This is a genomic window from Rothia amarae (assembly GCF_042677725.1).
Taxonomy (GTDB): Bacteria; Actinomycetota; Actinomycetes; order Actinomycetales; family Micrococcaceae; genus Rothia; species Rothia amarae.
In genome coordinates, this window is the sequence record NZ_JBHUCN010000013.1 from 23,768 (window position 1) to 48,904 (window position 25,137).

Consider the following 25,137-nt stretch of genomic DNA (forward strand, 5'->3'; position numbering starts at 1 on the left):
ATTTAGTTTTTAGGCAACTTGAATATCGCAATGGTTGCGGGATTCGGGTTGTCGATTTCGCCGGGGATGCCGTCTGCCTTCTTCACACCGGTTGACGAGCGTGAGGAGAGGAATCCCGAGAGCCAAGTGGCGAGCATCGTTAGCGCAAAGTTGATAACGATGAACATGACCGCTGCCAGCACGAGGGTCTGCAAAATGTTACCTTCACCGGAACCAAAGCGGCGGGCAGAAGCCAGCAGCTCGGGGTAGGAGATGATGTAACCCAAAGCGGTATCCTTCAGAATCACCACGAACTGGCTGACCAATGAAGGAAGCATGGTCACCATTGCCTGAGGCATCAGGATAGATCGTAGAACCTTGCCAGGGGTCAAACCGATAGCAAGACCTGCCTCACCCTGGCCCTTCGGTAGCTGCTTCACGCCAGAGCGCAAGAGCTCAGCAATCACTGAGCCGTTGTAGAGGGTTAGACCAATAACGACGGCGATGAACGGCAGCTGCTGGGGCGAGAAAAGCGCGAGCTTTCCCAAGAACAGCCAGAAGAAAATCATCATTATCAGCACTGGAACTGCTCGGAAGAATTCAACAACCACGGTGGCAAACCACAGAACGGGTGCTGAAGTCGACAGGCGCATGTAGCCAAATGCCATACCAAAAATCAGTGAGGTAATGACGGAAAGAAGTGCTGCTTTGAGGGTCGAAATCAGACCTGGGATGAAGTAATACTCCCAAGCGCGGGCTGTGAAAAGCGCCGTCCATTTTTCAGCCTCTAGCTGGCCCTGGCGGTGCATAATAACCAAGACGTAAGCGATGAATGCCAAGAAAAGAATCAGGGCAATCACATTGAAAGTACGTGTGAGGGCGCGGCCTCGGGGGCCGGGCGCGTCAAAAAGTACAGACGAACTCATCGTTTCACCGCCAATTTACGAGATGCCCAGGTGGTCAGAATACCAATGGGCACGACAATGACGACGAAACCCATGGCGAAAATCAAGAAGATGACGAAGATGAGATCCGAGTTGAACTCGATCATTGATTTCATCATTCCCGATGCTTCAGCAACCGAAGCCACGGTAGCTACGGTGGTGTTCTTTGCCAGTGCGATCAGGGTGTTGCCCAAGGGGGTAATTGAACCACGAAGCGCCTGGGGGAAAATGATATGACGTGCGGCAGGGAAGAACCCTAGTCCAATGGCACGAGCTGCTTCCGCCTGACCAACCGGTACGGTATTGATACCCGAGCGGATTGCCTCACACACGAAAGCTGCGTGGTAGATTGCCAACACAATCACAGCGTAGATAAAGAAGTTTGCTTTGAAGTCAGATACCAGCTGAAGCTGGAACTGAGTCCACACGCCCAAAATTGCCATGGTCATCAAAATGGTCAGAGGGGTGTTGCGGAAAATATGCACGTACGCGGTGCCAATAAACTGCAACGACGGCACCGGAGAAATGCGCATAAGCGCAAGAACCGAACCAATGATGAAAGAACCTATAGCTGCCCAGAAAGTGAGCTGAACATTCACCCAGAACGCGCCCAGCACGTTATAGGTATCAAAGAGCGTGGAGAGCTGTTCGCCGAATGACACGGGAGCCTCCAATTCTAAAAGTATTGTTGTTTATTTTTTGTCTTCAGTGGGTTGAACGCAGGTATCGCCAAGTTTGGGCGGGTTGAGCTCTTTGTTAAATTTGAACCCGGAGTCGCCGACGTTCTTTTCCAGTGCTTTTTCCCATTCGCCGGTTTCAACCATTTTGTTGATGGCGGAGTTAATGTCTTTGCACTTATCAGAACCCTTGGGCAGACCCACACCGTATTTTTCGGTGGTGAAGGTATTACCCACGAGCTTGAGCTCGCCTTTGTTCGCTTTGGTAGCGCCCAGACCGGCGAGGATGATGTCGTCGGTGGTCACCGCATCAACCATGCCAGCGTTAAGAGCAACCACGCAGTCAGAGTAAGAATTCTGTTGAACGAGCTGCACGTTGGAGGCGAACTTGTCCTGAATCTTTTTGGCTGAAGTTGAACCGGTGACAGAGCAGAGGTCTTTGCCATTGAGCGAATCGGGGCCGGTGATGTCGGTGTTGTCCTTCTGCACCAGCAAATCCTGACCGGCTACAAAGTAGGGGCCGGCAAAGTCGATGGTCTTCAAACGGGTATTGGAGATGGAATAGGTAGCAAAAATCATGTCTACCTGACCGTTTGAAAGCATGTTCTCACGGTTAGCAGAAGGCGCTTCGACCCATTCAATTCGATCTTCAGAGTAACCGAGCTCGTTGGCTACATAGCGGGCGACGTCGGTGTCGAAACCGGTGTAATCCTTACCGTCCTGGTAGCCCAAACCTGGCTGATCGTACTTAATACCAATGCGGATTTTATCGCCCGCATCATCGGTAGAAGCACATCCTGAAAAAGCCAAGGTGGCTGTAGCTGCCAGAGCCATAGCTGCCAGGCTTTTCTTCTTCAGATTCTTCATCAGAGCCATGTGATACTCCTTAGTGGTTGAGAATCTTGCCGAGGAAGTCCTTGGCGCGGTCTGACTTGGGGTTGGAGAAGAACTCATCGGGTGTAGCCTGCTCAACGATTTCGCCGTTGGCAAGGAAGACAATGCGGTCTGCTGCACGACGGGCGAAGCCCATTTCATGGGTCACCACAATCATGGTCATGCCTTCGCGTGCCAGGTTGACCATGGTGTCCAGCACTTCGTTGACCATTTCGGGGTCAAGTGCGGAGGTCGGCTCGTCAAAGAGCATAACCTTGGGACGCATAGCGAGAGCGCGTGCAATAGCTACACGCTGTTGCTGACCGCCGGAGAGCTGCGCGGGCATTTTCTGAGCCTGGGAATCCACGCCCACTTTGCGGAGCAAAGCCATTGCTTCTTCTTCAGCTTCGGCTTTTGAGAGCCCGCGAACCTTACGGGGCCCCAACGTCACGTTGTCGAGAATGGACTTATGGGCAAAGAGATTGAATGACTGGAAAACCATTCCCACTTCGGCACGCAAATTTGCGAGTTCTTTGCCTTCTTCAGGGAGTATTTTGTCGTCTATGGAAATCGAACCGGAATCGATGGTTTCGAGACGGTTGATAGTGCGGCATAGAGTAGATTTACCGGAACCTGAGGGACCGAGCAGAATAATAACTTCGCCCTTGCCTACTTCCAGATTGATGTCCTTGAGTACATGCAGAGATCCGTAATGTTTGTTAACGGACTTCAGCTGAACCAACGCTTCATTCACGAGGGTTCCTCCTAAGGGATGTGTGAGCCGTGCCCTGCATCGTTATTCGATGATGGGCGCGGTGTGTGATAAGTACAAGGAACACCTTACAGTGAACTGCGTTACCACTGTGTTACAGAACGCAAAGAAAATATTCATTTTCATGCAATATGGTGGTGAGGATATGACGGTAATGCAGAAAATGTGAGGGAATTGATCGGTGAATTATGTACTGGTTTTCATAACTTTTATAGTTCTGGCGCTAACGATGGTGAGTATTGCCCTCTTGGGTTCTGACCGGATTTTTCCTGCTCGAAATGTGTTGAATCATATATCGAATGATGGAATAGCTCCCGAGTCTGATCTTGAAATGCCTTTGGTTTTATCGTCGCGTCCTACAGTCGCTGAGGTAAAGAGGCAACGATTTTCGACGTCGTGGCGCGGGTACAAGCCAGATGAAGTAGACCAGGCGCTGACGTTGCTGGCTGAGGAAAATACTCGTTTGCGAAGTCAGCTGGAAGAAAAGCCCCACCATGCTTAGACAAAGAGATGCACTTTCGCTGCGGGTCATGATGGCATGGGAAAACTATCAGAAGTCCTTCCGCAGCGCCAATATTTATGTGCAGGTGCTCATTATCTTTGCCGTCAGCCGTGTTTTTGGCTGGGTGCTTTTTACTGTCGTCGGAAAACAGGAAAAATATAGTCCGTGGAGCGACCAACCCATGGACTACCTCAGCTTTGTTAATATTTGGGATGCCGACTGGTATCGCAAGATTGCTGAGACTGGCTATCCTACTCATCTTCCACTGACTCCTACCGGCGCCGTTGCAGAGAACCCGTGGGCGTTCTACCCGCTCTATCCATTGGTGAATTCTGCTCTGATGAATCTCTTGGGAGTGAGCTATCCGCCAGTTGCTGCCGCCGTTTCCTTAGTGAGTGGCTTTGGAGCAGCGTGCCTGATATATCGTCTGTTCGAGACTTCTTTACGCACGTTGAGAGAGGGGCGTGTCTCGGCGGTTCTCAGCGAACCGTCCAGCGTAGAATCTATGGCTCTTTGGGGAGTAGCGGTATTTTCTTTCGCCCCTATTTCCCCGGTGTTACAGGTCGCCTACGCCGAATCTTTGAATCTATTGTTCGTGGCAGCGGTACTCTTAGCGCTGATGAATCGCAAATTCTGGTGGGCAGTGCTCCTCGCCATTCCTGCATGTTTTTCTCGCCCTGTAGGGGTGCCTCTGGGAGCAACAGCCGGTCTGCTCTGGCTTATCGCGTGGATTATCGACGCCCGCGGTATGCACACCGGCGCAGATCAACCGGGTGCGCCGCTGGGTTGGAGTAAGTCCTTCGCTCAGCATGCTTCGCAGCTTATTTCTGCCCTGTTAATCTGCGGGATTGCCTTGCTCTGGCCCCTTATCGCTTGGATCAGGACGGGGCGAGTAGATGCTTATACGGCCACCGAAACAGCGTGGCGGGGTAGCGATCTTTACTTAGTGGCGCCCTGGTTTAAGCAGAGTACCGAATATTTTGGGGCGGCAGGGCCAATACTTTTCATTGTTCTCCTCATTGGCTTTATCGTCTTGCTCAGCTCCCGTCTCATCCGCAGAACTCTTCACCCCGTCCTCATCATGTGGTGTGCGTGCTACGCGGCGTATCTGGTGCTTTTCCTTAACCCGCAGAGTTCGCTTTTTAGAATGCTGTTACCGCTGTTCCCACTAGCGCTGGTGACAGTAGCGGTTTCAGCTGATCGAGCGTATCGGATGCTTTTGGTGCTCGGTGGTGCCGCCCTTCAGTTCGGGTGGGTTGGCTGGCTCTGGCACTGGAAACAGCTTCCCACAGGCGGAGACTATCCACCCTAAGCCTAGAAAACGACATTTTTCCCAGCTGATGTACAAAATCTGACGATTATTCCGGGTTATCATGGGGCATATCACAGAATTGATCCCACTCGGTTCCCCGAACGTGGACTTATAACAAGGAGATTGAGTATGGCCGCACAAAAACCACGCACGGGCGAAGGGCCACTTGAAATCGTTCGCGAAGGACGTGGCATCAACATGAAGATTCCTATTGAGGGCGGTGGACGTCTCGTCCTGGAAATTTCGACCGATGAGATTGAAGCTCTGAAAAAGTGCCTCGAAGATTTTAGCTAATCAGCCATAAAAAGTGCCCTGCCGAAGAATCGGCAGGGCACTTTTTATGGGGCAACGAGGTGCTAGGTATTAATAGATTTCAACGGTATTAACCAGATTTTGGCTACCTACATACTGACCCACGGTAGCGGAGGGATACCCCTGCAATGAAGCTGAGACTTGTTGGGTAATCACCGGTATACAGGTCAAGTTTGTGCCCTCGGCGGGGCCATCAACCAGTTTTTGCTCTAGTAGTTGGCTCTGGGACTCGGTCATGACGTCCAGATAAGGCGCCGCATATTTGAAGGACATCCATGTGTGTACCGAACCACTGGATGAAACGGTGTTCACTGCGGTTTCCGTGAGTTGTTGCTGGGTAGCAGAGGACGAGCACAGTGAAGCCCACGAGCCCGACAGACCAGTGCTGCGCATCATTCCATTCATGGTGTCCTGGTCGAACGCAGGAAGCATATAGAAGGAAATATCATTTCCTTTTGCGGTCGTTCCTTCAAAAGATGTTTTGGAGGCATTTTGCGTCTTCTCAGGCATCGCATGAACCGGCGTCTCGGAGGGAGAGCTCGATGGCGATTCCGGTGCTTTACTCGACGACGCTGGCGCAGCCGTTGTCGAACTTGTGACGGTTGAACTGGGGGAGGCGCTGCGAGAGCTTGAGGCTGACTCCTCGGGAGCAGAGTTGTTGATATTGACGCAACCGGTCAGAGAAACCAGCGCAAGAGCAAGAAGGGGGAGAGTTTTCTTCATCGAAAGTCCTCAGTGCGAAAGAGTGTTAGGGGAGAGGAGCCTGCAGGCTCCATCAGATAGTTAACGAAAGGTTACCTATACCGATAAAACTTATTCTTACACTAACCTGAGTATTCTCAGGGGACATTGGGAAATATTACTTGCTAGCGCTTGTAGACCAAATACAAACCCAGGTTGGAGTGAACCAACGAAACGAACACATCGTGAGTGCATTCTTGGATTTCTTGAAGCAGACGACGGTGCACAACGGTCTGCGGATCCCGAGCGGTAGGTTGAGCTACTAGCCCTTGGTTGAGAGCATTGTGCATGATGAGTAAGCCACCCGATTTGATGAGTGAGAGACAAGAAAGTACCGAATACTCTGCAGATTCTACGGATGTATCTACGAAAGCAAGATCGTAGGAGCCTTGAGAGAGCCGGGGTAGAACTTCGGCGGCGTCGCCACAGATGGTGCGTACTCGGTGTTTTCTGCCGTGTGAAGAATTCTGAATAGCTAACCGGGCCCGTTGTAGGCGGGAATTATCAATATCTAAGGTGGTCATGGCAGACCCCGGTTCCATGCCCTGAAGCAATGCCAAAGTAGAGACCCCCGTGCCGGTTCCCACCTCTAAGATATTTTGAGCGTGGGTAGACGCCGCCAAAACCCGTAACAAGTCAGCCGTATGTGCGCTGACCGGTTGCACTCCGAGTTCTCGGGCGGCTTTCCGGGCGTCCGTAATATCTGAGCTCTCCTCGGGAAATTCCTCGATAAAAGCCCAAATGCTGTTCCGGTCAGGTCTTATTTCGTCCTTTGAAAACACTGTTTGTTCCACCTCATCCACAAAACCCTGCTGTGTTCATCATATAGAACCCCCTCAAATTTTCAGTGTTCTTCAGGTTTTACTGGTAATCTTCCATATGTGTTAGGTATCAACGGTATGGAATTTTTGATACTGATCATCCTCGCTTTGGTGGTGATCGGTCCTCAACGCATGCCTGAATACGCCCAGAAGCTTAAAGAAGGCGTGAAATGGGTTCGAGGTATCGCGTTTGAAGCGCGAGATGACCTTAAAGAAACCATGGGAGAAAATCCGCTGGGGGATTTCAACTGGAAACAGTATGATCCTCGCCAGTACGACCCTCGCACGATTGTGCGTGAGGCATTAGCTGAGGACGACGCCGAGCGAGCAGCTCGTGCTGAAGAGCAGATGGCGCTGAACCAGCCGGTTGAACAGAACCTTCGCCGTCTACCGCGTGGCGCTTATGCGCCTTTTGATACCGACGCTACCTAAGAAAAGTTTAGGGGCAGGGGTCTTCCTTCGAGCCCGCGGCCCCGGTGGGCAAGTTCTTCTGCAATATGGGAAATAGTCTGCGCTGCTTCGGTCTCTGGCGCGCCCCAGACGATGGGCATTCCCTCATCGCCGCCGGTTCGCACGTCGGTTTCTAGGGGGATAGAACCTAGAAGCGGCACTTCGTATCCCAATGTGTCGGTGAGTCGATCAGAGAGTTGTTCTCCGCCGCCCGAGCCAAAAATTTCTAGCAACGAACCATCTGGCATTCGCATAGCTGCCATATTTTCAATCACACCGGCAACTTTTTGTTCGGTTTGCAAGCTGAGGGTACCGGCTCGTTCTGCAACTTCCACTGCCGCATGTTGAGGCGTAGAAACAAGAAGCAACTCGGCATGAGGGAGAAGTTGCGCCATCGAAATCGCAATATCTCCGGTGCCGGGCGGAAGATCGAGTAACAACACATCCAAATCACCAAAATGGACGTCGGTGAGAAACTGCTCTAATGCGCGGTGGAGCATGGGGCCTCGCCACGCTACAGGCTGATTTCCTTCGATAAACATGCCGATGGAAATAACTTTCACAAACCCGTGAGTTTCTGCTGTCCCGTCTGAAACGGGGGAGGCAGACGAAGGTACCTCAACGACCGGCGGGAGAATCATATCGTCCATACGGGTGGGTGGTTGAGTAATACCCATGAGACCAGGAATCGAGAAGCCGTGAACATCGGCGTCCACAATACCCACGCTGAGCCCCTGCGCGGCAAAAGCAGCGGCAAGATTGGCGGTCATGGAGGATTTACCTACCCCGCCTTTGCCCGAGACGACGGCAAAAACGCGCGTCAATGATTCTTTGGCAGCGAAAGGATTGGTTTTAGTATGACCCAGTGAAGACCGCAATGCCGAGCGTTGCTCGGGGCTCATAAAGCCCACAGAGACTTCTACCTGCTCTATTCCATCTACACCCAGGGCAGCCTGGCGTACCTCTGTCTCGATAGTGGAGCGAAGCGGGCACCCCTCTATGGTCAGCAGGATTGAAACCTGAGCTAAGGAACCCTGAACTTGCGCAGATTCGACCATTCCCAATTCGGTGATGGGTTTGCGCAACTCGGGGTCATATACTTCAGCCAGCGCTTGAAACAGGGCTTCGTCTAACACGGGATTATCCTTAGGTTGCTGCGGTAAATAGGCTATTGGTTAGGGGAGTCGTGCTCGCTCTCATCGACATCCTTAACCTTTTTCTTCTTCCGCGATTCTTCAGTCACGATAGCTACAGAACCGGTCAGTGGATCTCGTGCTTCCGGCACATACTGATCTAACTGATTCTGCTTATCCTGAATTTTCTGTAGTTCTTCCATGATGTCGCGCAATTCGCTACGTACGTAATCGCGGGTGGCCACCTCGCGCAAAGCAATGCGCAAAGCGGCAATTTCACGGGTGAGGTACTGGGTCTCTTCCAGGTTTTCTTGGTCGCGCTTACGGTCCTGTGAGGCAATCACGCGGTCGCGGTCGTCCTGCCTATTCTGCGCCAAAAGGAGCAGCGGGGCAGCATAGGATGCCTGCAAAGAAAGCATCAACGTGAGCAGAGTGAAGTTCAATGAACGGGGGTCAAACTGCATCTCTTCAGGTGCCAAGGTATTCCACCCCAGCCAGAGACCGCAGAAGACCGTCATGTAGAGCAAGAAGGTGGGAGTACCCATGAATCGCGCAATAGATTCAGTGGCGCGACCAAAGCTATCGGGATTCGACGAGAAGGCAAACTTGCGACGAGCTGCCTGGGGCTGGGAGAGGTGTTCATCGGTGGAGGAACGGTCGCGGTTCTTATCACTCAAAACGGCGTCCTACCTTTCGAATCGGAGTTCCATCGTCATAGGTTCGCCAGTCTTCGGGCAAGATAGCGTCTAACACGTCGTCAATAGTAATCGCACCGACTAATCGGTCATGCTGGTTGACGACGGGTATGATGGTGAGGTCATACGTTGCGAGGATGCGGGAAATTTCCGCAAGAGAAGACATATCGGAGACCGGTTCGATGGAGGAATCCAAAAGTGTTCCCACCAGCTCGCTGGGCGGATAGCGAAGAAGCTGCTGCATATGAACCATACCTAGATATTTACCAGTGGGGGTTTCCAACGGGGGACGGGCTACCAAGACGGCAGCTGCCATCGCGGGGGAAATTTCTTCCTGCCGGATATGCGCCAGTGCCTCAGCAACGGTAGCTTCAGGGGAGAGAATAATTGGAACAGGGTTCATTAACGAACCTGCGGTTCCCTCCTCATATTCCAGAAGACGACGGACATCGTCTGCTTCTTCTGGTTCCATCAAGTGCAGCAGTTCTTCACGTTGAGCATCGGATAGTTCGTTGAGGAGGTCGGCGGCGTCATCCGGTTCCATTTCCTCGAGAACCTGGGCGGCGCGTTCCACATCGAGGTGAGAAAGAATTTCCACCTGGTCATCTTCGGGAAGTTCCTGCAAGACGTCTGCTAGGCGCTCATCTTGGAGTTCATGGGCAACTTCGACCATGCGCTTGTCGTTCATCTCGTGGATGGCATCTGCCAAGTCCGCAGGATTGGCGTTTGCATGGTTTTCGACGAACGCGGTCGCAGCCTGGGGTTCTAAATCGGTGGAGAGAATCGCTTCATTCCAGTCCACAATCAGAGTATCTTTACGACGGCGCAGCAGACCACCGGTTTCGTGGGCGCGAGAGACAAAGAGCTCGGAGAGGAACCAGTCACCATTCCGGCGCTGCTCCATGGCAACATCTTCAACCATTGCTTCACCTGAACCGTCGGTCAGTCGTACCTTGCGGTCAAAAATTTCAGCAACGACCAGTGCCTCGGATCCACGCTGTTCGAACCGGCGGAGATTAACCAAACCGGTACAGATAATCTGCGAAGATTCAATAGTCGTTACGCGGGTCATAGGTACAAAAATTCGTTTCTTACCCAGGACTTCAATCACGATGCCCACTACGATGGGCTCTTTGCCCTTTTGTCCAGCGGTTCCTGTCAACGCGGAAAGGGCACCAAAACTCTGTTTGAGCACCACAATATCGCGTAATCGTCCTAGACGATCACCCAGGGGGTCAAAAACGTCCATGCCGAGTAGACGGGCAATAAAGATTTTGTTCGGTGTAGTACTCACCCTTTCAAGATTAGGGGATATTGAGGGCAAATCGGGAGTCCCAGAGAAAAGTGTGAGATAAACGAGTAGATTTCCCTGTCAAGGAGTCAAAATTTACTCAATTTTTCGCCTGTTGCGATACCTTGGGCAATTATTAGGAATCTTTGCGGTAAACACGGAAAAATAAAGTGCATGAATGAGCAACAGATAACACCCGTTATTCCAGAAGCCGGCAAAATTCCCCGCGGTGAGCTGGTGCAAAACTTTACTTCTCGTGCAGAACTGGATGCCGCGATGGGGCGTCTGACGAGCGCAGGCTTACCTGCCCAGGCATTTTTTGTGGTGGGGCATGACCTCAAACAAGTTGAATATTTTATAGGCAAGCTGTCATATCCACGTATTGCTTTGAGCTCAGCGCTTAGCGGTGCAACCTTCGGTGCTCTAATCGGCGTGGTGACCGCATTGGTGACCGGCACATCAGTCTTGCCGCATCTTGCTTCCGCAGTACCCTTGGGCATTGCCATCTGGATGATTTTTGGCATTCTCTCTTTTTCTCGGGGGAACAAGAACGGCGCCTTCCAGATGCGCCAGCAAATGATTCCTACAGCTTTTTCGCTGATGAGCAATCCCGGCGTAGCGGCACAGGCTCGTGAAGTACTGGGCGTCCGTTCCCAGAACTTCCGCCCGCAGCTAGCACGCCCCAATACCCCTGCATCGGGAACACCATCATCTGTAGTTCAGGGGCACTCCCATGAACAAGCAGATCCCACCACCTTTGTTGGCCCCGAATATAACAGGGACGGCTCGCCCGCCGGCGGCAAATTTGGGCTACGCATTGACGACCCCGAAGAGTACGCCAAGATGGTGCGCACCGAACCAATGCGCCCGGACGATTCTGAACAGAGAATCGAAAAGGTGCGAGAAGAGCAGAGTCCTCAACGATACGGTCTGAAGGTAGAGGATTCTCAAGAGGTTCAGGATTCCGTACGCAACGCACCTGCTTCATCTGCCCCAGAGGAGCCCTCGGAACACCACGGTTCCCGCAAGTCCTAACTTATGACCTCTCTTGATTGAGAGACACTGTAGAACAGTTATCTGCTGAACTCATGAGCAAGGCCCATCACCTGAGCGGTGATGGGCCTTGTTCTTGTCTTCGGACGCAAGATTGCTCTATTGAGCTAGCTCTGCCATCCACTGCTCAATTTCTTCAACCGTACGAGGCAACGCAGCGGAAAGATTCTCATTGCCTGCTTCAGTAATCAGGACATCGTCCTCCAATCGAATGCCGATACCTCGTAGTTCTTCTGGAATGGAAAGATCTTCTTCTTTGAAGTACAGACCGGGCTCGATAGTGAAGACCATACCCGCTTCGATAGTGCCATCCAAGTAGAGGTCTTTTTTCGCCTGCGCGCAGTCGTGCACATCCAGCCCTAGATGGTGGCTGGTGCCGTGCGGCATCCAACGACGGTGTTGCCCGCCCTCGTCCGAAAGAGCGACCTCGGCGCTGACCGGCAGAAGCCCCCAGTCCTCAAGGCGGGAGGCGAGAACATTCATCGCTGCAGCATGGACGTCGCGGAATTTATTGCCAGGAACTGCTGCCTTAAATGCCGCATCTGCAGCGTCCAGCACCGCCTGATAAGCCTTTGCCTGAACTTCGGAAAATTTTCCGTTGACGGGGAAAGTACGGGTGATATCAGCGGTGTACAGCGTATCGTCCTCAACACCGGCGTCCAACAGTACTAGCTTGCCCTCTTCGACTGCACCGGTGTTCTGAATCCAGTGCAGTACGGTGGCATTGTTACCGCAGGCAGCAATGGTGTCATAACCCAAGTCGTTGCCCTCTTCGCGGGCTTTCGTGAAGAAAGCACCTTCGATAACGCGTTCGCCACGACGGTGCGCTACCGCACGAGGCAAAGCTCGAATAACGTTTTCGAACCCTTCAACGGTAGACGCTACCGAACGGCGCAGATTATCGATTTCTACCGCGTCCTTCACCAAACGAGCCTCGGAAAGCGCTTCGGTCAACACAGCATCGGTGGCATCTGCCTGTTCCAAATCAACGCCGGTGTTATACCGCGAGGTATCCACCAGCGCGTCGATGTTCAAATCGACATTGCGCACCAGGCGAATCTGAACACCACCGAGCGCTTTATTTCCGGCATTCTTGGTGATAGCAACTTCGAGCTCGGAAAGATCTTTACACTTCACACCGTACTCAGCTTCAATTTCAGCAAGGGTGGGGCGGGGGCCAATCCAAAATTCACCGTATCGAGGATCCGAATAGAACTGCTCGGTATCTCGCCCCGCCAAAGGACGGAAGTAAAGAGTCACCTCATGATTCGAACCATTATCCCCATCGCCTTCTTCTACAGGCTCAAAAATCAGCACTGCGTCGGGCTCATGGTCGGTACCTAACCCCGTCTGATGTGCAAAAGCAGAATGGGGGCGGAAGCGGTAATCCGTATCGTTAGAGCGAACTTTCAAAGGCCCCGCAGGCAATACCAAACGCTCACCGGGGAACTTCAATGAAATAGCCCGACGGCGCTTTGCAGCAAAATCGGCTACCTCAGCACGATTGGGAATCTGCTGGTTGCTCGGTGCCCAGTTAGAACTAATAAACTCAGTAAAAGCATGGGATTTAGGAGGCTGCGAGCGATTATTAACACGCTCTTCCAGCGGCTGATCATCTATTTCAAAATTGTTCTCAGAAGTATTCATGGTTTTAACTCTAATACGGCAGGTAACGCTTATCATCTCCGGTTCACTTCTGGCTATGGGTGCAAGCGACCTAAGATAGAGGCATGGGTTATGACCTGCATGTGCATTCAAAAATTTCAGACGGTACTCAGTCGGTCAAAGATCTGGTTCAGGAAATTGCTGAAACAGGTCTAGACGGCTTTGCGCTGACCGACCATGACACCACAGCTGGCTGGTCTGAAGCAGATCAAACCGCTCAAAAACTAGGACTAGATTTTGTGGCGGGAATGGAAATTTCCTGTGCGGGGCATGGCGTGAGCATTCACCTGCTCAGCTACTTGCATGATCCCACCTATCAGCCACTCTTGCAGGAAATTGCTCGTGCCCGCGAATCCCGCATTCACCGTGCCCAGCGGATGGTGACTCTTCTGAGCGAAGACTATCCTATCGATTGGGACGACGTCATGGAACAAACGGGTGAGGGAGCCACTGTAGGCAGACCCCACATAGCTGATGCTCTCGTGGCAGCCGGTGCTGTGGAGAACCGCTCAGAAGCCTTCGCTTCCATCCTCACCCCACAATCGCGCTACTATGTGTCGCACTATGCAGTGAATCCGGTTGAAGCCGTACGGCTGGTACGTGCCGCCGGGGGAGTACCGGTTATGGCGCATCCGCGCGCTCGTAGTCGAGGCCGCATTGCCTCTGCAGAGCTCATCGAAGAAATGATTGATGCGGGACTTGCCGGGCTAGAAGTTCATCACCGCGATAATTCACTTGAAGACCAGAAATGGTTACATAGCATAGCGTTCGAGCATGACTTGTTGGTAACCGGGTCATCTGATTATCACGGTGCTGGCAAGCCAAACCGTCTGGGTGAAAACACCACCGATCGGCACACGGTTCAACGCATCCGGAAACTTTCCACCTTTTCACCCAGTAGATAGAAAGGGGAAGGAACCGGTGAAATCACCTGCTCCTTCCCCGCCAAGAACTACTTACTCGCCCTTGTTATCCGCGGGCTTGCGGCGACGTCGACGACGGCGCGTGCCATCTGAAGACTTCTCTACCGATTTTTCACGAGAGTCTGCCGTTTTCTGCGCGGAATCCCCATCAGCGCGCCGGCGCTGAGGACGGCGATTATTGGACTTCTCGTTCTGTGCGGATTGCTCGCCGTCGCGGCGGCGAGCGCCACCGCGCTCCGAGCGGTTACGGTTCCTGCCGTTGCCTTGGCGAGAACCAACGCGCTCGTTGCGGCGATTATTACTCCGAACTCCGGCTGAGTGGTTCTGAGAGAGGCCTTCTTTCGTCTGTTCGTCGCGGGGCAAATTGCCCTTGACGCCCTCAGGAATATCGAGGTCAGTAAACAGATGATCGGAGGATGAGTAAGTCTCTACGGGCTCAGGAACGCCCAGCTCCAGTGCTTTGTTGATGAGCGACCAGCGAGGGACATCTTCCCAATCCACCAGGGTGACTGCGGTACCATTGTTCGCCGCGCGTCCGGTGCGACCCACACGGTGCAGGTAGGTCTTCTCGTCTTCGGGGCACTGGAAGTTGATGACGTGTGTGACGTCATCAACGTCGATACCGCGAGCGGCGACGTCGGTTGCCACGAGAACATCAACGCGGTCATCACGGAATGCCTGAAGAGCCTGTTCGCGCGCTCCCTGGTTCAAGTCACCGTGAAGGGCGCCGGCGGCGAATCCGCGGGTGTTAAGTTCGTCGGCAAGTTTCGCGGCCGATCGCTTGGTCTTACAGAAAATGATGGTGCGACCGCGACCGTTCGCACGGAGGATGCGGCCGACCAGCTCGTCCTTATCCAGCGGGTGCGCACGGTAAATCACCTGGCGGATGGATGCCTTAGTAATAGACTCATCGTCCGGAGACGACGCCTGAATATGCATAGGCTTGGTCATGTAGCGGCGAGCCATAGTTACTACGGGGCCGGGCATAGTGGCTGAGAACAGCATAGTCTGGCGAACTTCGGGCAGGGCAGCCAGGAGTTTTTCAACATCGGGCAAGAAGCCTAAGTCCAACATTTCATCGGCTTCGTCAAGAACTACAATCTTGACCTGCGAAAGATTCAGCTTCTTTTGGCGCTGCAAATCGATCAGGCGACCGGGGGTGCCCACTACCAACTCGACGCCCTCATCCAGAACCTTAACCTGCGATTCGTAAGGCACACCGCCGTACAGGGTGACTGTACGAGCGTTGCGTTTCTTAGCCGCAGCTTCAAGGTCAGAACCCACCTGAATAGCAAGCTCGCGGGTAGGGACCACGATGAGTGCCTGAGGCGCACCGGGGGATTTGAGGTGGGACCAACCGGCGTCATCTCGGCCAACCACTCGCTGAATAGCTGGCAAACCAAAACCGAGGGTCTTACCTGTACCGGTTTTCGCCTGGCCGATAATGTCATGGCCGCCAAGAGCTACGGGAAGGGTGAGTGCCTGGATAGGGAAAGGAGAAAGGATACCGCGTTCGGCTAGTGCCTCGCAGATATCTTCTCGTAAGCCGTAATCGGCAAAAGTCTTAATTTCTTCAGTCAACGAAGGTTTCCTTGAAAATATAGGTGCATCTACTGTCTGAAATCCGCCAGTTTTAGAACCGGGATAGACAGGACGCGAGTGGGGAAGCCGATCGTAAAAAGTACGCTCTCAACGGGGAGAGTCTCAAAATGGTATATGCCGTCCAACGACCGGGCAACCAGATAACACTTCTCATAGTAGCAAATTGAAAAATGAAGCAGTGAGAGCGGCAACACGCTCTCACTGCTTCATCAGGGTTTTATTAATTCTTATTCGGAAAATCCAAAGCCAATACGAGGCTTGGTCTCTGCGCCGAGCTCGATGTAACCAATCTGCTCGGCAGGAATCAAAGTGATAGCACCCTTAGTATTTTCTAGCTCTAGAACTGACTTATCCTGCAAAGCCTGGGATACCTTTGCCTTGATGTCATTCGTTGACTCTTCGGTCTCAATAACGATTTCGCGTTGGACATGCTGAACGCCAATTTTGATTTCCACTTTTACTCCGTTTCCTTCAACGAAAAATATTTGCGTTGAATTTAGTCTAGGGGGAGCGCCCCTGTGATTTTTCGAATATCACTCAGAGCAAATTTTGAGATCTCGATTATTCCCAATCTTCGTCAATAATAGAAATGCCGCCCCACGCTAAGCGGAACACCAGTTGCTCCACCTGAGCGAGCTCATCGGTGGATGCACCTTGGCTAATTGCGTGTTGCGTGGCAGAAATAACCATGCCTGTAAGCGTTCGTGCCAGCAGGACTGCTTCTTTGACGGGCAGACCGGCGTTGGGACCAAGAATGCCAGCGATATGCCCCGCGATAGAGGTGTAGAGCTTGTCCAAGCATTCTTGAACTGCAAGGTCACTTTGAATATCAGACTCAAAAATGAGCCTGTAGCCCTGGGGATTGGTGCGGATGAACTCAAAGAAAGCGCTGAGGGCACCCTCTACGCGGCTACGATTATTTTCTGTGCGGTAGAGAGGCTCAACAATGCGCTTGATGAGATCATCAATTTGCTCATCGAGAACGGCAAGATAAAGATCGCGCTTTGATTTGAAGTGCTGATAAAGAACTGGCTTGGTGACGTCTGCTGCCGACGCAATGTGGTTCATGGTCGTGACGTGATAACCCTGGGAGGAAAAAACTCGAAGGGCTGAAAAAACTAACTGCTGACGTCGTAATTTTTTAGGAAGGCGAATGCCACCGGTTGCCTGTTCTGCGGAGAGTCCGCTGAGGGCAGTGGGCTCGGACTGATTCTCGAAATGTGCGCTCAAGTGTGTGTCCTGACGTATCTAAGGTGCGAAATTATCTACGTGTGAGATTGATGAATGCCATACTCTAAGACGCATCTGCCTGAGGGATATCTCGGACGACTTTTTCTTGAGACTGCGAAACTTCAATGCCGTAAAGTGCTTCGAGACCCGCAATATATTCGGATTCTCTGCCTTCTTGGGCTAGCGAACGTGCTCTGACCGTAGGAGTGTGTAAAAGGGATTTGACCATGCGACGCATTGCGAATTCGACCTGATCAGCAGCTCCTCCACACCCAAAGTGTCCACGAACTTTCTCTAACTCGGAGTCGAGAATGGACATGGTGTGCTCTCGAAGAGCAACAATAGCAGCATCTACAGTGCGCGCCTTTTGTTTAATGCGGAATTCCTCAACAGCATTGTCCACTATTGTGTGGGCAAGCTGTACGGAACTATCCATTTCTTCAGGGGCTGCCAAGCGCACAGACTCTAAAGTAATGAGTTCTGTATCTGGGAGGTCGGCTACCTCGGGGGCGAAATCGCGAGTGAGGGCAAGATCGAGGATAACCCGCTTTCCCGCAGGAATTTCATCGGCACTGAGCGGATCAGAGCTACCCGAACACCCGATAATGACATCTGCACTAGCCAGCGCCTGAGGCAAAGAAGCGCCGTCAATCGCTTTTACCCCACGCTTGTGGGCAAAAGTAGCTGCACGGCCGGTGAAGGAATATACCGTAATATTCTGGCAACCTCTATCTCGCAAGGCTGCAACGGTGGCACCTGCATAGGCACCCGTACCAAAAACCAAAGCCGATCGGTCTTTCCACGTTTTCTCGGCGACGTCGTCGGCAAGGTCCAAAGCAACAGAGACCACCGAGCGTCCGCGAGCGCCCAAGAGTGTTTGCTGTCCTACTCGTCGGGCAGTATTGGCTGCGTTGTCAAAAAGCCGCACAAGATTTCCAGAGGCTTTGCCCTCTTCTTGAGCGGCAGTGATGGCGCGGCGAACTTGGCCGGTGATTTCTCGTTCTCCCACAACTGCGGATTCAAGACCTGAGGCAACGGTGAAGAGATGGTGAGCTACAGCGTCGTTGAAAAAGACATCAAAACTTGATTCAACGGTCGAATAATCTAAGGACGATAGCGCTGAGAGTTCTTCAAAAATCGCGGTGGCTACTTCGGCGACATCTTGTTCTGCTTTTTGGTCCGTCGCCACAGTATCCTGAGCTGTTTCCCCGTAGATTTCTAGGCGATTGCAGGTAGAGAGAACCACTAAACCTCGGGTTTCTACATCGAGTTCTGAGGCATCAAGTGAACTAGCACCGTTGGCTAGATGTGCCACGGTGCTCAAATCGACAGTTTTGTGAGATGCTACGAGAGAAAAAATAGTCACGACTTCAATATCATAAACATGTCTGAGCTACCTTGGCGAATAGCTGAGGTCAAACTCATGAATGAGATACCCCGAATGGGTTGGACTCAGCGGGGAATTCGCGCTCCTTACCGTGCCGAGCACAAATAAATGACAGAGTGTAGACAAAACACCCAGAATTTATTGGCACAATAGAACATATGACTTCATCACTTCGCCAGCGTAACTTGCTCACCGACGAGCAGCTGAAGCACCTGCCTGCCCATCACCCCTTGCGAGCGGGTGGAACCGCTGACTCTCCAATGATGAGAGCACTGACCGGGCGGCAGAGCGTGCATCGTCCCGTGTGGTTCATGCGTCAGGCTGGGCGTTCACTTCCTGAATATTTAAAGGTTCGCGAAGGTGTCCCGATGCTGGATGCTTGCCTGACTCCTTCGTTGGCAGCTGAAATTACCCTCCAACCTGTGCGACGACACAACGTGGATGCGGGCATCTTCTTTTCTGACATCGTGATTCCTATGAAACTCGCCGGGGTTGGCGTTGATATTGTGACCGGGCGCGGTCCGGTACTCGATACTCCGGTTCGCACGTTGGAAGAGATCAAGAACCTTCCCGAACTTGAAGACTCTGCGTTGGATCCTATTCGCGAAGCTGTTGAGCTGACCGTCAAAGAACTAGGAGATACCCCACTGATTGGCTTTGCTGGGGCTCCTTTCACCGTTGCCGCTTATATGGTGGAAGGTGGACCCTCCCGCGACCACCTGCGCCCGCGAACCATGATGCACGCTGAACCCGAAGCATGGGAAGCCCTGGGGCAGTGGGCGGCACGCACCTCAGGCCAGTTCCTTCGCGCTCAGATAGAAGCCGGCGCGTCTGCGGTGCAGCTCTTTGACTCTTGGGCAGGTTCACTATCTGAAGCGGATTATCGGCGTTTCGTTCAGAAACACTCTGCGGATGCTTTGGCAATGGTTGAAGAATTCGGTGTCCCACGTATCCACTTTGGCACGGGTACTGCTGAGTTACTCGGCGCTATGCACGAGGCTGGCGCTGACGTCGTTGGAGTGGACTACCGCCTATCCCTGACCGAAGCTGAGCAGCGCTTGGGCGGAGGGATTCCACTGCAAGGAAATATCGACCCTGCCTTGCTGGCATCGGGTTGGGACGCTCTGCGCGAGCACACCGATCAGGTACTAGCAGCTGGCAACAGCGCACCCACCCACGTGGTAAATCTGGGTCACGGCGTACCCCCGAGCACCGACCCCGCCGTCCTGACCCGCCTGGTGGAGTATATTCACACCCAAACTACCCAGCACGAGTAGAAAGCATTCTTGAACAATAATGGCTATGGACTCCCGACGAACTCACCGCGAATCTGCGGTGGTGGTAGGTGGCGGCATCTCCGGTTTGCTCGCTGCCCGTGAACTAGCGATGAAGGGGCTGCGCGTTACTCTCGTTGAAAAGCGCTCTCATCTCGGTGGTGCTGTAGGCGCACACGAGGTAGATGGGCACGTGCTCGATTCGGGGGCTGAATCGTTTGCTACCCGCACCTCTGATGTTGCGGAACTGCTCACCGAATTGGGCATTGAAGATAAGATTTGCTCACCTTATGACGGCGGCTCATGGCTGTACTTGCAAGACGGCGCCCACCCGGCTCCTCGTACGGGAATTCTGGGTATTCCTGGCGATTTGAGCGATCCTTCAATCCGGGAAATTCTTTCATCAGCTGGTCTTCGACGAGCCAAGATGGATAAGCTACTCCCTGCGTCTGTGGGCGCCAACGCTAAGACTCTGGGTGAACTTGTTCGCAAGCGTATGGGCCAGCAGGTTGTCGACCGACTCGTTGCGCCGGTAACCACCGGCGTCCAATCGACCCATCCCGATGAAGTCGAAATTGAAAGCGTTATCCCCGGTCTGCGGGCAGCGCTCGCCCAGCGAGGTTCGCTTGCCGCCGCTTCGGCATCATTGCGTGCTGCCTCTCCGGCTGGATCCCAGGTTGCTGGCCTAGTAGGAGGTATGAACCAGCTCTCTGAGGCTTTGGTGCGTGATGTTTTGCGCCGCCGTGTGCGTATCCTCACCGGCTACGATGCCATCGCCGTTGACCGTGACCCCGATCGAGGCGGTTGGACCCTGCTGCAAAGGGCACCCCAGCTGGGGGAGCGCGTTGCACCGGTTCACGGCAAATACTTAGTGATGGCAACCGATGGACCCACTACCTTGCGAATCCTGGGATCCCATTTGGATGCTTCCACCATTCCCCAGGTCAAAGCAGGGCACGAAATTGCTCTGGTTACCCTCGCCATTGAGCAGCCAGAATTGGATTCTCGCCCCCGCGGCACCGGTCTGCTAGTCAGCGATCAGGTAGCCACCGTACGCGCCAAAGCGCTAACCCATGCCACTGCCAAGTGGAAGTGGATTGCAGAGGAAATGGGTCCGGGCAAACACGTCGTGCGTCTGTCTTACGGACGAGGCAACGACCACGGACCTTTGCGCGAAGTTTCCCTCTATGATGACCAGCTCATCACTCTGGCAATGCACGATGCAGGCAAGCTACTGGGCGTCAGCATCACCCGGGGCAATTTACTGGGGGCTGACGTAGTGCGATGGAAGGGCTCTTTGCCCACCATGCGCCCCGGACACCGCGAAAAAGTACAGCAGTTTCGCAACTCACTGCAGGATCTAGAAGGCGTTACCGCAGTGGGCGCCTGGTTATCAGGCAACGGGCTAGCCGCCGTCACCGCAGATACCCGCCGCACCATGCACGAATTTATTGACGCAACATCAGCCGACTAAAGATTTTATTTTCCAGACAGAAGCCGCGTGCCAGCTCAACACAAACTGGGACGCAGAAAAGGAAGAACACCATGTCACAGCAGGAAAAAGCACACGCATACAGCCACGGTCACGGCGCATCCATGCCCACCGCTAAAGATGCCCACGGAAAGATTCAGGGTCAGCGACCCGGCGAAACCGCCGAGCTCGATGACCAGTTCCACTATTCCATTCACACCGTTTTTGCCCGTGACACCCAGCCTGCGGACAACGCATCCTCTGAAGCTGCCACCGAAGAATTGAACAAGGTTGTAGCACGCCTTGAATCCAACGGCGTCACCGTACGCGGATTCTACGATGTCTCAGCGATGCGCAACGACGCCGACGTCATGGTCTGGGTTCACGGCGCAACCCCCGAAGACCTTCAGGCAGCTATCCGAGATATCCGCCGAACCGTTGCATTCTCCGGCACCAAAATCGTCTGGTCGACCATGGGCGTACACCGCGATGCAGAATTCTCTAACAACCACACCCCATCCTTCGCCAAGGGTATTGCCCCAGAGCGTTGGATTTGCGTCTACCCCTTCGTTCGCTCCTACGACTGGTACACCATCAACCCCGAAAAGCGCCGCGACATCATGAAGAATCACGGCATGAAGGGCGTAGACTTCCGCGAAGTTCTCCCCAACACCATCGCAACGTTCGGACTCAATGACTACGAATGGCTCATTGCCCTCGAATCCCCTGAACTGGTTCTGCTGGTAGACCTGATGCGTTCATTCCGCAACACAGAGGCACGCCACTACATCCGCGAAGAAATCCCGTTCTACACTGGTCGCCGCATTGAAGCCAGTGAAGTGGCAGGAGTACTTGCTTAAATGACTCAACTTCCCACCGACATTATTCCGAATCGGACAGACCCCCAGAACACTGCAACCAACGGGCCAGCCGTTCTGAATGAGCAGAACCTGGAGGTGTTCCATGGGGAAGAGAACCTTACCCGTGTGCGCTCTGAGGCACCGCGGGATTACGACCTCGTTATTCTTTCCTCCTTCGGCGGCCCTGAAGGCCAAGAGGACGTTATCCCCTTTCTGCGCAACGTCACCGCAGGGCGAGGAATCCCCGACGAGCGTCTAGAAGAGGTAGCCACTCACTACCGCGCCAACGGGGGAGTCTCGCCGATTAACGAGCAGAACCGTGCGCTCCTGGCAGCCCTACAAACGGCACTCGCTGAAAAAGGTCCCGATGTGCCCATAACCTGGGCAAATCGAAACTGGGAGCCTTACGTCAAAGACGTAGTTCAAGAGGCCTACGACAAGGGCGCGCGCAAAATCTTGGTACTGGCTACCAGCGCTTACCCGGGATATTCATCGTGCCGCCAATACCGCGAGGATTACGGTATTGCCTTAGAGCAGCTGGGCCTCGAAGGAAAGCTACAAATCGATAAGGTACGCCAGTATTTTGACGCCCCCGGTTTCATCGCGCCTTTCGAAGACGGTCTCATCGAAGGACTACAGGACGTGCGCGCCCGGCTAGAGCAGGCAGAGCGGAAAGCTGCCGGCAACGGCAAGATTCGCATTATGTTCTGCACCCACTCGATACCCACCAGCGCGGCAAATGAAGCGGGACCTCGCGGCGTCGACTACGAAGGTGGCTCCGCCTACGTTGAAAAACATCTGCAGGCTGCTCGCGCGGTGCTCGCCGGAGTGGAGAAAAAACATCCTGAGCTGTTGAAAGACGTGGAATGGGAGCTGGTCTACCAGTCTCGTTCCGGTCCGCCGTCTATGCCCTGGCTTGAACCCGATGTGAACGATGCCCTCGAAGCGCTAGAAGGCACTGTGGATGGCGTGGTTCTGGTGCCGCTGGGATTCGTCTCAGACCACATGGAAGTCAAGTGGGACTTGGACACCGAGGCTCTGGACACCTGCGAGAAACTGGGGTTCGTGGCAACACGGACACCGACTCCCGGAACCCACCCCGAGTACGTTGAAATGTTGCGCCAACTCATCGGCCAGCGTGTGGCATCTTCTGCCCCTTCGCAAAATCCCGCTGAGCTGGATGAATTGAGAACCAGTGCCTGCGGCACCCCTGGATGGTTTGACACCTGCAACCCTGACTGTTGCGTATCGGCACGAGCAAAAGTTCAGAAGCCCACCATTGCTACGTATACAGGTGCAGATAAAGCAGAAGGAGCGCGTTCATGACCTTTATCCTAGGAACGCGCGGTTCTGCTCTTGCCCTCACCCAATCGGGAATGGCAGCCGATCAAATCGTTGCAGCCGGCAACTTTGAGGTGGAACTACGCACCGTTCGCACCGAGGGCGATGTGTTGACCGGCCCCCTCTCTCAGATGGGTGGTACCGGAGTATTCGCAGCAACCCTCCGTACCCGCGTGCTCGACGGATCGGTTGACTTTGCGGTGCACTCTCTCAAAGATTTGCCCACTGCTCCCTGCCCCGGACTGGTCGTTGCGGGGATTCCGGAGCGAGAAGATCCCCGTGATGCTCTGATTGCTCGCGACGGGTTGACCTTAGAAAAACTACCCGCTGGTGCCCGCATCGGAACCGGATCTCCCCGCCGAGCAGCACAATTGCGCTTGCTCCGACCCGATATCGAGATTGTAGATATTCGCGGCAATGTGGGTACTCGGTTGGCGCGCGTGGCAGGATTCGAATCCTATGGAAACCAAAGCACACCTGCCGGGGACTGCGATGCGGTGGTTCTGGCGGCCTCAGGTTTACGCCGTCTGGGTTTTGAAGAGACAGTTACCGACTATCTTGATCCCACTCAGATGCTCCCCGCCGCTGGTCAAGGCGCTCTGGCGCTGGAGGTGCGCGAGAGCGACGTCGAAAAAGCTACTGAACTGGCAGAGGCAATTCGCGCCGTCGACCATGCGCCTACTCGTTGGGCAGTGACCGCCGAGCGGGCTCTGTTGGCACGTTTAGAAGCCGGATGCGCAGCTCCCGTAGGAACTTTTGCGCGGTTAGAGGAGCAAACACTCGTCCTAGACGCAGTGGTAGCAAACCCTGACGGCTCTGAATCCCTACGCCACCAAGCAACCACTTCCGATCTATCGGCGGATGGCGCGAAAACATTGGGAGAAAAACTTGCTGATGAACTTCTCTCCATGGGCGCCGCCCGCCTGGCAAATCTGACCCTCTAATGACTGCATCTGCACAAATCTTTGTGACGAGAACACCTGCCGCCGCTGGGGAGCTCATTGATGAGCTCCTCGAGGGGGTAGGGAAATCCCTGTTGTCTTCACCTTCTGGCGCAATTGAGCTGCTCTGCGTACCTCTCCACGAGGCAGAGCTTATCCCCCAGAATGCGCGGGAAGTAGCCCGCGAGTTGCTCCGCCAGAGTTTGAAAGGGCAGTTTGATGCGGTCACGTTTACCAGTCGCAATGGAGTACGGGCCTTTGAACAACTGATAGCTTCTCAAGCTCTACCCTTTCCCCCGGAAACATTGATTGCCGCCGTGGGACAGGGTACTGCTGCTGAACTAAAAAAACTGGGCATTACTGCGAATTTCATTCCCGATATCCAAGATGCTCAGCACATGATTCAACAGTGGCCAGCATCTGCTGGTTTGAACCAACGTATTTTGTGCGTACAGGGTGCCAACGCTCGTCCAACACTTCGCGAAGGACTGAAAGCGCTAGGACACCGGGTTGATGTCGCCACCGTCTATCAAATGCGGGACTTTCCCGCTGAATCGGCGCTCGTACAGGGCTCAAAGTCTTACGGGGAGTACGAACCGCTTTCGCTCAATCAGGCTTTAGAAGTAGCTCAGGGACGTACCTCGGCAGATAATTCCACTGCGCGAATTCTGATTGCTACAGCGCCCTCGTTACTCCGGGCGTTTTATCAAGGATGGGTGACTTCGCCGCAGGGTAGCCGAGAGAATTTCCCCCATCTCATTGCCATTGGAAAATCAACCGCCCTCCAAGCTGTCGAATTGGGTCTGACCGCCACCGTACCTGCCAGCCCAGCTGCTTCAGACCTTGCAACCGCAGCCTGCGATACCCTTCTACACCTGACCCGCTAAC

General features: G+C 53.6%; 26 protein-coding genes. 12 read left to right on the top strand and 14 right to left on the bottom strand.

Translation table 11 applies throughout. The features are described from left to right. Nucleotides 1–2: 2 nt before the first annotated feature. From ACFR81_RS06915 to ACFR81_RS06930, 4 genes are read right to left on the bottom strand one after another with little or no spacing between them, the layout of a single operon-like run. Entirely contained in the window at nucleotides 3–905 is a 903-nt protein-coding gene (locus tag ACFR81_RS06915; protein ID WP_343875494.1) for an amino acid ABC transporter permease, read from the bottom strand. After that, nucleotides 902–1,585, bottom strand: a complete 684-nt coding sequence (locus tag ACFR81_RS06920; RefSeq protein WP_068171431.1) for an amino acid ABC transporter permease — start codon at nucleotides 1,583–1,585, stop codon at nucleotides 902–904. Before ACFR81_RS06920 ends, ACFR81_RS06915 begins: the two co-directional genes overlap by 4 nt. Before the next feature lie 30 nt (nucleotides 1,586–1,615). Beyond that, the gene (locus ACFR81_RS06925) at nucleotides 1,616–2,467 is read right to left on the bottom strand and encodes a glutamate ABC transporter substrate-binding protein (RefSeq protein ID WP_343875566.1); all 852 of its coding nucleotides are present in this window, start codon (nucleotides 2,465–2,467) and stop codon (nucleotides 1,616–1,618) included. Nucleotides 2,468–2,486: 19 nt separating this feature from the next. Then, nucleotides 2,487–3,215, bottom strand: a complete 729-nt coding sequence (locus ACFR81_RS06930) for an amino acid ABC transporter ATP-binding protein (protein ID WP_377148771.1) — start codon at nucleotides 3,213–3,215, stop codon at nucleotides 2,487–2,489. Nucleotides 3,216–3,426: 211 nt separating this feature from the next. Between ACFR81_RS06930 and ACFR81_RS06935 the strand changes: the two genes are divergently transcribed. The 3 genes from ACFR81_RS06935 to ACFR81_RS06945 all read left to right on the top strand — a co-directional run bounded on the left by ACFR81_RS06935 (nucleotide 3,427) and on the right by ACFR81_RS06945 (nucleotide 5,353). Next, nucleotides 3,427–3,747, top strand: coding sequence for a DivIVA domain-containing protein (locus ACFR81_RS06935; protein WP_343875488.1), 321 nt, complete (start codon nucleotides 3,427–3,429; stop codon nucleotides 3,745–3,747). Continuing rightward, a complete protein-coding gene (locus ACFR81_RS06940) occupies nucleotides 3,740–5,059 on the top strand; it encodes a hypothetical protein (protein ID WP_343875486.1) in 1,320 nt (439 codons plus the stop codon). The genes ACFR81_RS06935 and ACFR81_RS06940 overlap by 8 nt, the downstream gene beginning before the upstream one ends. A gap of 129 nt (nucleotides 5,060–5,188) precedes the next feature. Continuing rightward, entirely contained in the window at nucleotides 5,189–5,353 is a 165-nt protein-coding gene (locus tag ACFR81_RS06945) for a DUF3117 domain-containing protein (protein ID WP_068171418.1), read from the top strand. A 69-nt stretch (nucleotides 5,354–5,422) separates the two neighbouring features. Here ACFR81_RS06945 and ACFR81_RS06950 read toward each other — a convergent pair whose 3' ends face one another. Beyond that, the gene (locus ACFR81_RS06950; RefSeq protein ID WP_343875480.1) at nucleotides 5,423–6,094 is read right to left on the bottom strand and encodes a hypothetical protein; all 672 of its coding nucleotides are present in this window, start codon (nucleotides 6,092–6,094) and stop codon (nucleotides 5,423–5,425) included. Between the two features lie 143 nt (nucleotides 6,095–6,237). Then, nucleotides 6,238–6,894 (bottom strand): O-methyltransferase, encoded by a 657-nt coding sequence (locus tag ACFR81_RS06955; protein ID WP_186303140.1) that lies wholly within the window; start codon nucleotides 6,892–6,894, stop codon nucleotides 6,238–6,240. A gap of 99 nt (nucleotides 6,895–6,993) precedes the next feature. Between ACFR81_RS06955 and ACFR81_RS06960 the strand changes: the two genes are divergently transcribed. Further along, nucleotides 6,994–7,365, top strand: a complete 372-nt coding sequence (locus ACFR81_RS06960) for a twin-arginine translocase TatA/TatE family subunit (protein WP_068171410.1) — start codon at nucleotides 6,994–6,996, stop codon at nucleotides 7,363–7,365. On the opposite strand, the gene ACFR81_RS06965 is transcribed toward ACFR81_RS06960, so the two are convergent. From ACFR81_RS06965 to ACFR81_RS06975, 3 genes are read right to left on the bottom strand one after another with little or no spacing between them, the layout of a single operon-like run. After that, a complete protein-coding gene (locus tag ACFR81_RS06965) occupies nucleotides 7,362–8,519 on the bottom strand; it encodes a P-loop NTPase (protein WP_343875476.1) in 1,158 nt (385 codons plus the stop codon). The genes ACFR81_RS06960 and ACFR81_RS06965 overlap by 4 nt on opposite strands. A 32-nt stretch (nucleotides 8,520–8,551) precedes the next feature. Then, nucleotides 8,552–9,193, bottom strand: a complete 642-nt coding sequence (locus ACFR81_RS06970) for a DUF1003 domain-containing protein (RefSeq protein ID WP_083147266.1) — start codon at nucleotides 9,191–9,193, stop codon at nucleotides 8,552–8,554. Further along, nucleotides 9,186–10,505: a magnesium transporter MgtE N-terminal domain-containing protein gene (locus ACFR81_RS06975; protein WP_068171404.1), complete on the bottom strand. Its 1,320-nt coding sequence runs from the start codon at nucleotides 10,503–10,505 to the stop codon at nucleotides 9,186–9,188. Before ACFR81_RS06975 ends, ACFR81_RS06970 begins: the two co-directional genes overlap by 8 nt. Before the next feature lie 171 nt (nucleotides 10,506–10,676). Here ACFR81_RS06975 and ACFR81_RS06980 point away from each other — a divergent pair, with 171 nt between their 5' ends. Further along, the gene (locus tag ACFR81_RS06980) at nucleotides 10,677–11,537 is read left to right on the top strand and encodes a YflT domain-containing protein (protein ID WP_343875465.1); all 861 of its coding nucleotides are present in this window, start codon (nucleotides 10,677–10,679) and stop codon (nucleotides 11,535–11,537) included. Nucleotides 11,538–11,654: 117 nt separating this feature from the next. On the opposite strand, the gene ACFR81_RS06985 is transcribed toward ACFR81_RS06980, so the two are convergent. Next, complete coding sequence (locus ACFR81_RS06985; protein ID WP_343875463.1) at nucleotides 11,655–13,202, bottom strand: aminopeptidase P family protein; 1,548 nt, start codon at nucleotides 13,200–13,202, stop codon at nucleotides 11,655–11,657. An 83-nt stretch (nucleotides 13,203–13,285) separates the two neighbouring features. Between ACFR81_RS06985 and ACFR81_RS06990 the strand changes: the two genes are divergently transcribed. Next, nucleotides 13,286–14,125, top strand: coding sequence for a PHP domain-containing protein (locus ACFR81_RS06990; protein ID WP_068171395.1), 840 nt, complete (start codon nucleotides 13,286–13,288; stop codon nucleotides 14,123–14,125). Nucleotides 14,126–14,176: 51 nt separating this feature from the next. On the opposite strand, the gene ACFR81_RS06995 is transcribed toward ACFR81_RS06990, so the two are convergent. The 4 genes from ACFR81_RS06995 to ACFR81_RS07010 form a co-directional block, all read right to left on the bottom strand. Beyond that, nucleotides 14,177–15,724 (bottom strand): DEAD/DEAH box helicase, encoded by a 1,548-nt coding sequence (locus ACFR81_RS06995; RefSeq protein ID WP_343875461.1) that lies wholly within the window; start codon nucleotides 15,722–15,724, stop codon nucleotides 14,177–14,179. 248 nt (nucleotides 15,725–15,972) lie between these two features. Then, complete coding sequence (locus ACFR81_RS07000; protein WP_145173488.1) at nucleotides 15,973–16,200, bottom strand: DUF3107 domain-containing protein; 228 nt, start codon at nucleotides 16,198–16,200, stop codon at nucleotides 15,973–15,975. A gap of 106 nt (nucleotides 16,201–16,306) precedes the next feature. Then, complete coding sequence (locus tag ACFR81_RS07005) at nucleotides 16,307–16,975, bottom strand: TetR/AcrR family transcriptional regulator (RefSeq protein WP_343875457.1); 669 nt, start codon at nucleotides 16,973–16,975, stop codon at nucleotides 16,307–16,309. 64 nt (nucleotides 16,976–17,039) lie between these two features. Continuing rightward, nucleotides 17,040–18,341, bottom strand: coding sequence for a glutamyl-tRNA reductase (locus ACFR81_RS07010; protein WP_343875454.1), 1,302 nt, complete (start codon nucleotides 18,339–18,341; stop codon nucleotides 17,040–17,042). A gap of 179 nt (nucleotides 18,342–18,520) precedes the next feature. Between ACFR81_RS07010 and hemE the strand changes: the two genes are divergently transcribed. From hemE to ACFR81_RS07040, 6 genes are all read left to right on the top strand, one after another. Continuing rightward, a complete protein-coding gene (gene hemE, locus ACFR81_RS07015; protein WP_343875451.1) occupies nucleotides 18,521–19,639 on the top strand; it encodes a uroporphyrinogen decarboxylase in 1,119 nt (372 codons plus the stop codon). 19 nt (nucleotides 19,640–19,658) lie between these two features. Next, a complete protein-coding gene (hemG, locus tag ACFR81_RS07020) occupies nucleotides 19,659–21,110 on the top strand; it encodes a protoporphyrinogen oxidase (protein WP_068171381.1) in 1,452 nt (483 codons plus the stop codon). A gap of 122 nt (nucleotides 21,111–21,232) precedes the next feature. Then, a complete protein-coding gene (hemQ, locus tag ACFR81_RS07025; RefSeq protein WP_318275013.1) occupies nucleotides 21,233–21,967 on the top strand; it encodes a hydrogen peroxide-dependent heme synthase in 735 nt (244 codons plus the stop codon). After that, nucleotides 21,968–23,293 (top strand): ferrochelatase, encoded by a 1,326-nt coding sequence (locus ACFR81_RS07030; protein ID WP_151147290.1) that lies wholly within the window; start codon nucleotides 21,968–21,970, stop codon nucleotides 23,291–23,293. It abuts the gene before it with no gap. Continuing rightward, on the top strand, nucleotides 23,290–24,252 hold the full coding sequence (hemC, locus tag ACFR81_RS07035; RefSeq protein WP_151147292.1) for a hydroxymethylbilane synthase: 963 nt from the start codon (nucleotides 23,290–23,292) through the stop codon (nucleotides 24,250–24,252). Before ACFR81_RS07030 ends, hemC begins: the two co-directional genes overlap by 4 nt. After that, entirely contained in the window at nucleotides 24,252–25,136 is an 885-nt protein-coding gene (locus ACFR81_RS07040; protein ID WP_068171371.1) for a uroporphyrinogen-III synthase, read from the top strand. Before hemC ends, ACFR81_RS07040 begins: the two co-directional genes overlap by 1 nt. Nucleotide 25,137: the final 1 nt, after the last annotated feature.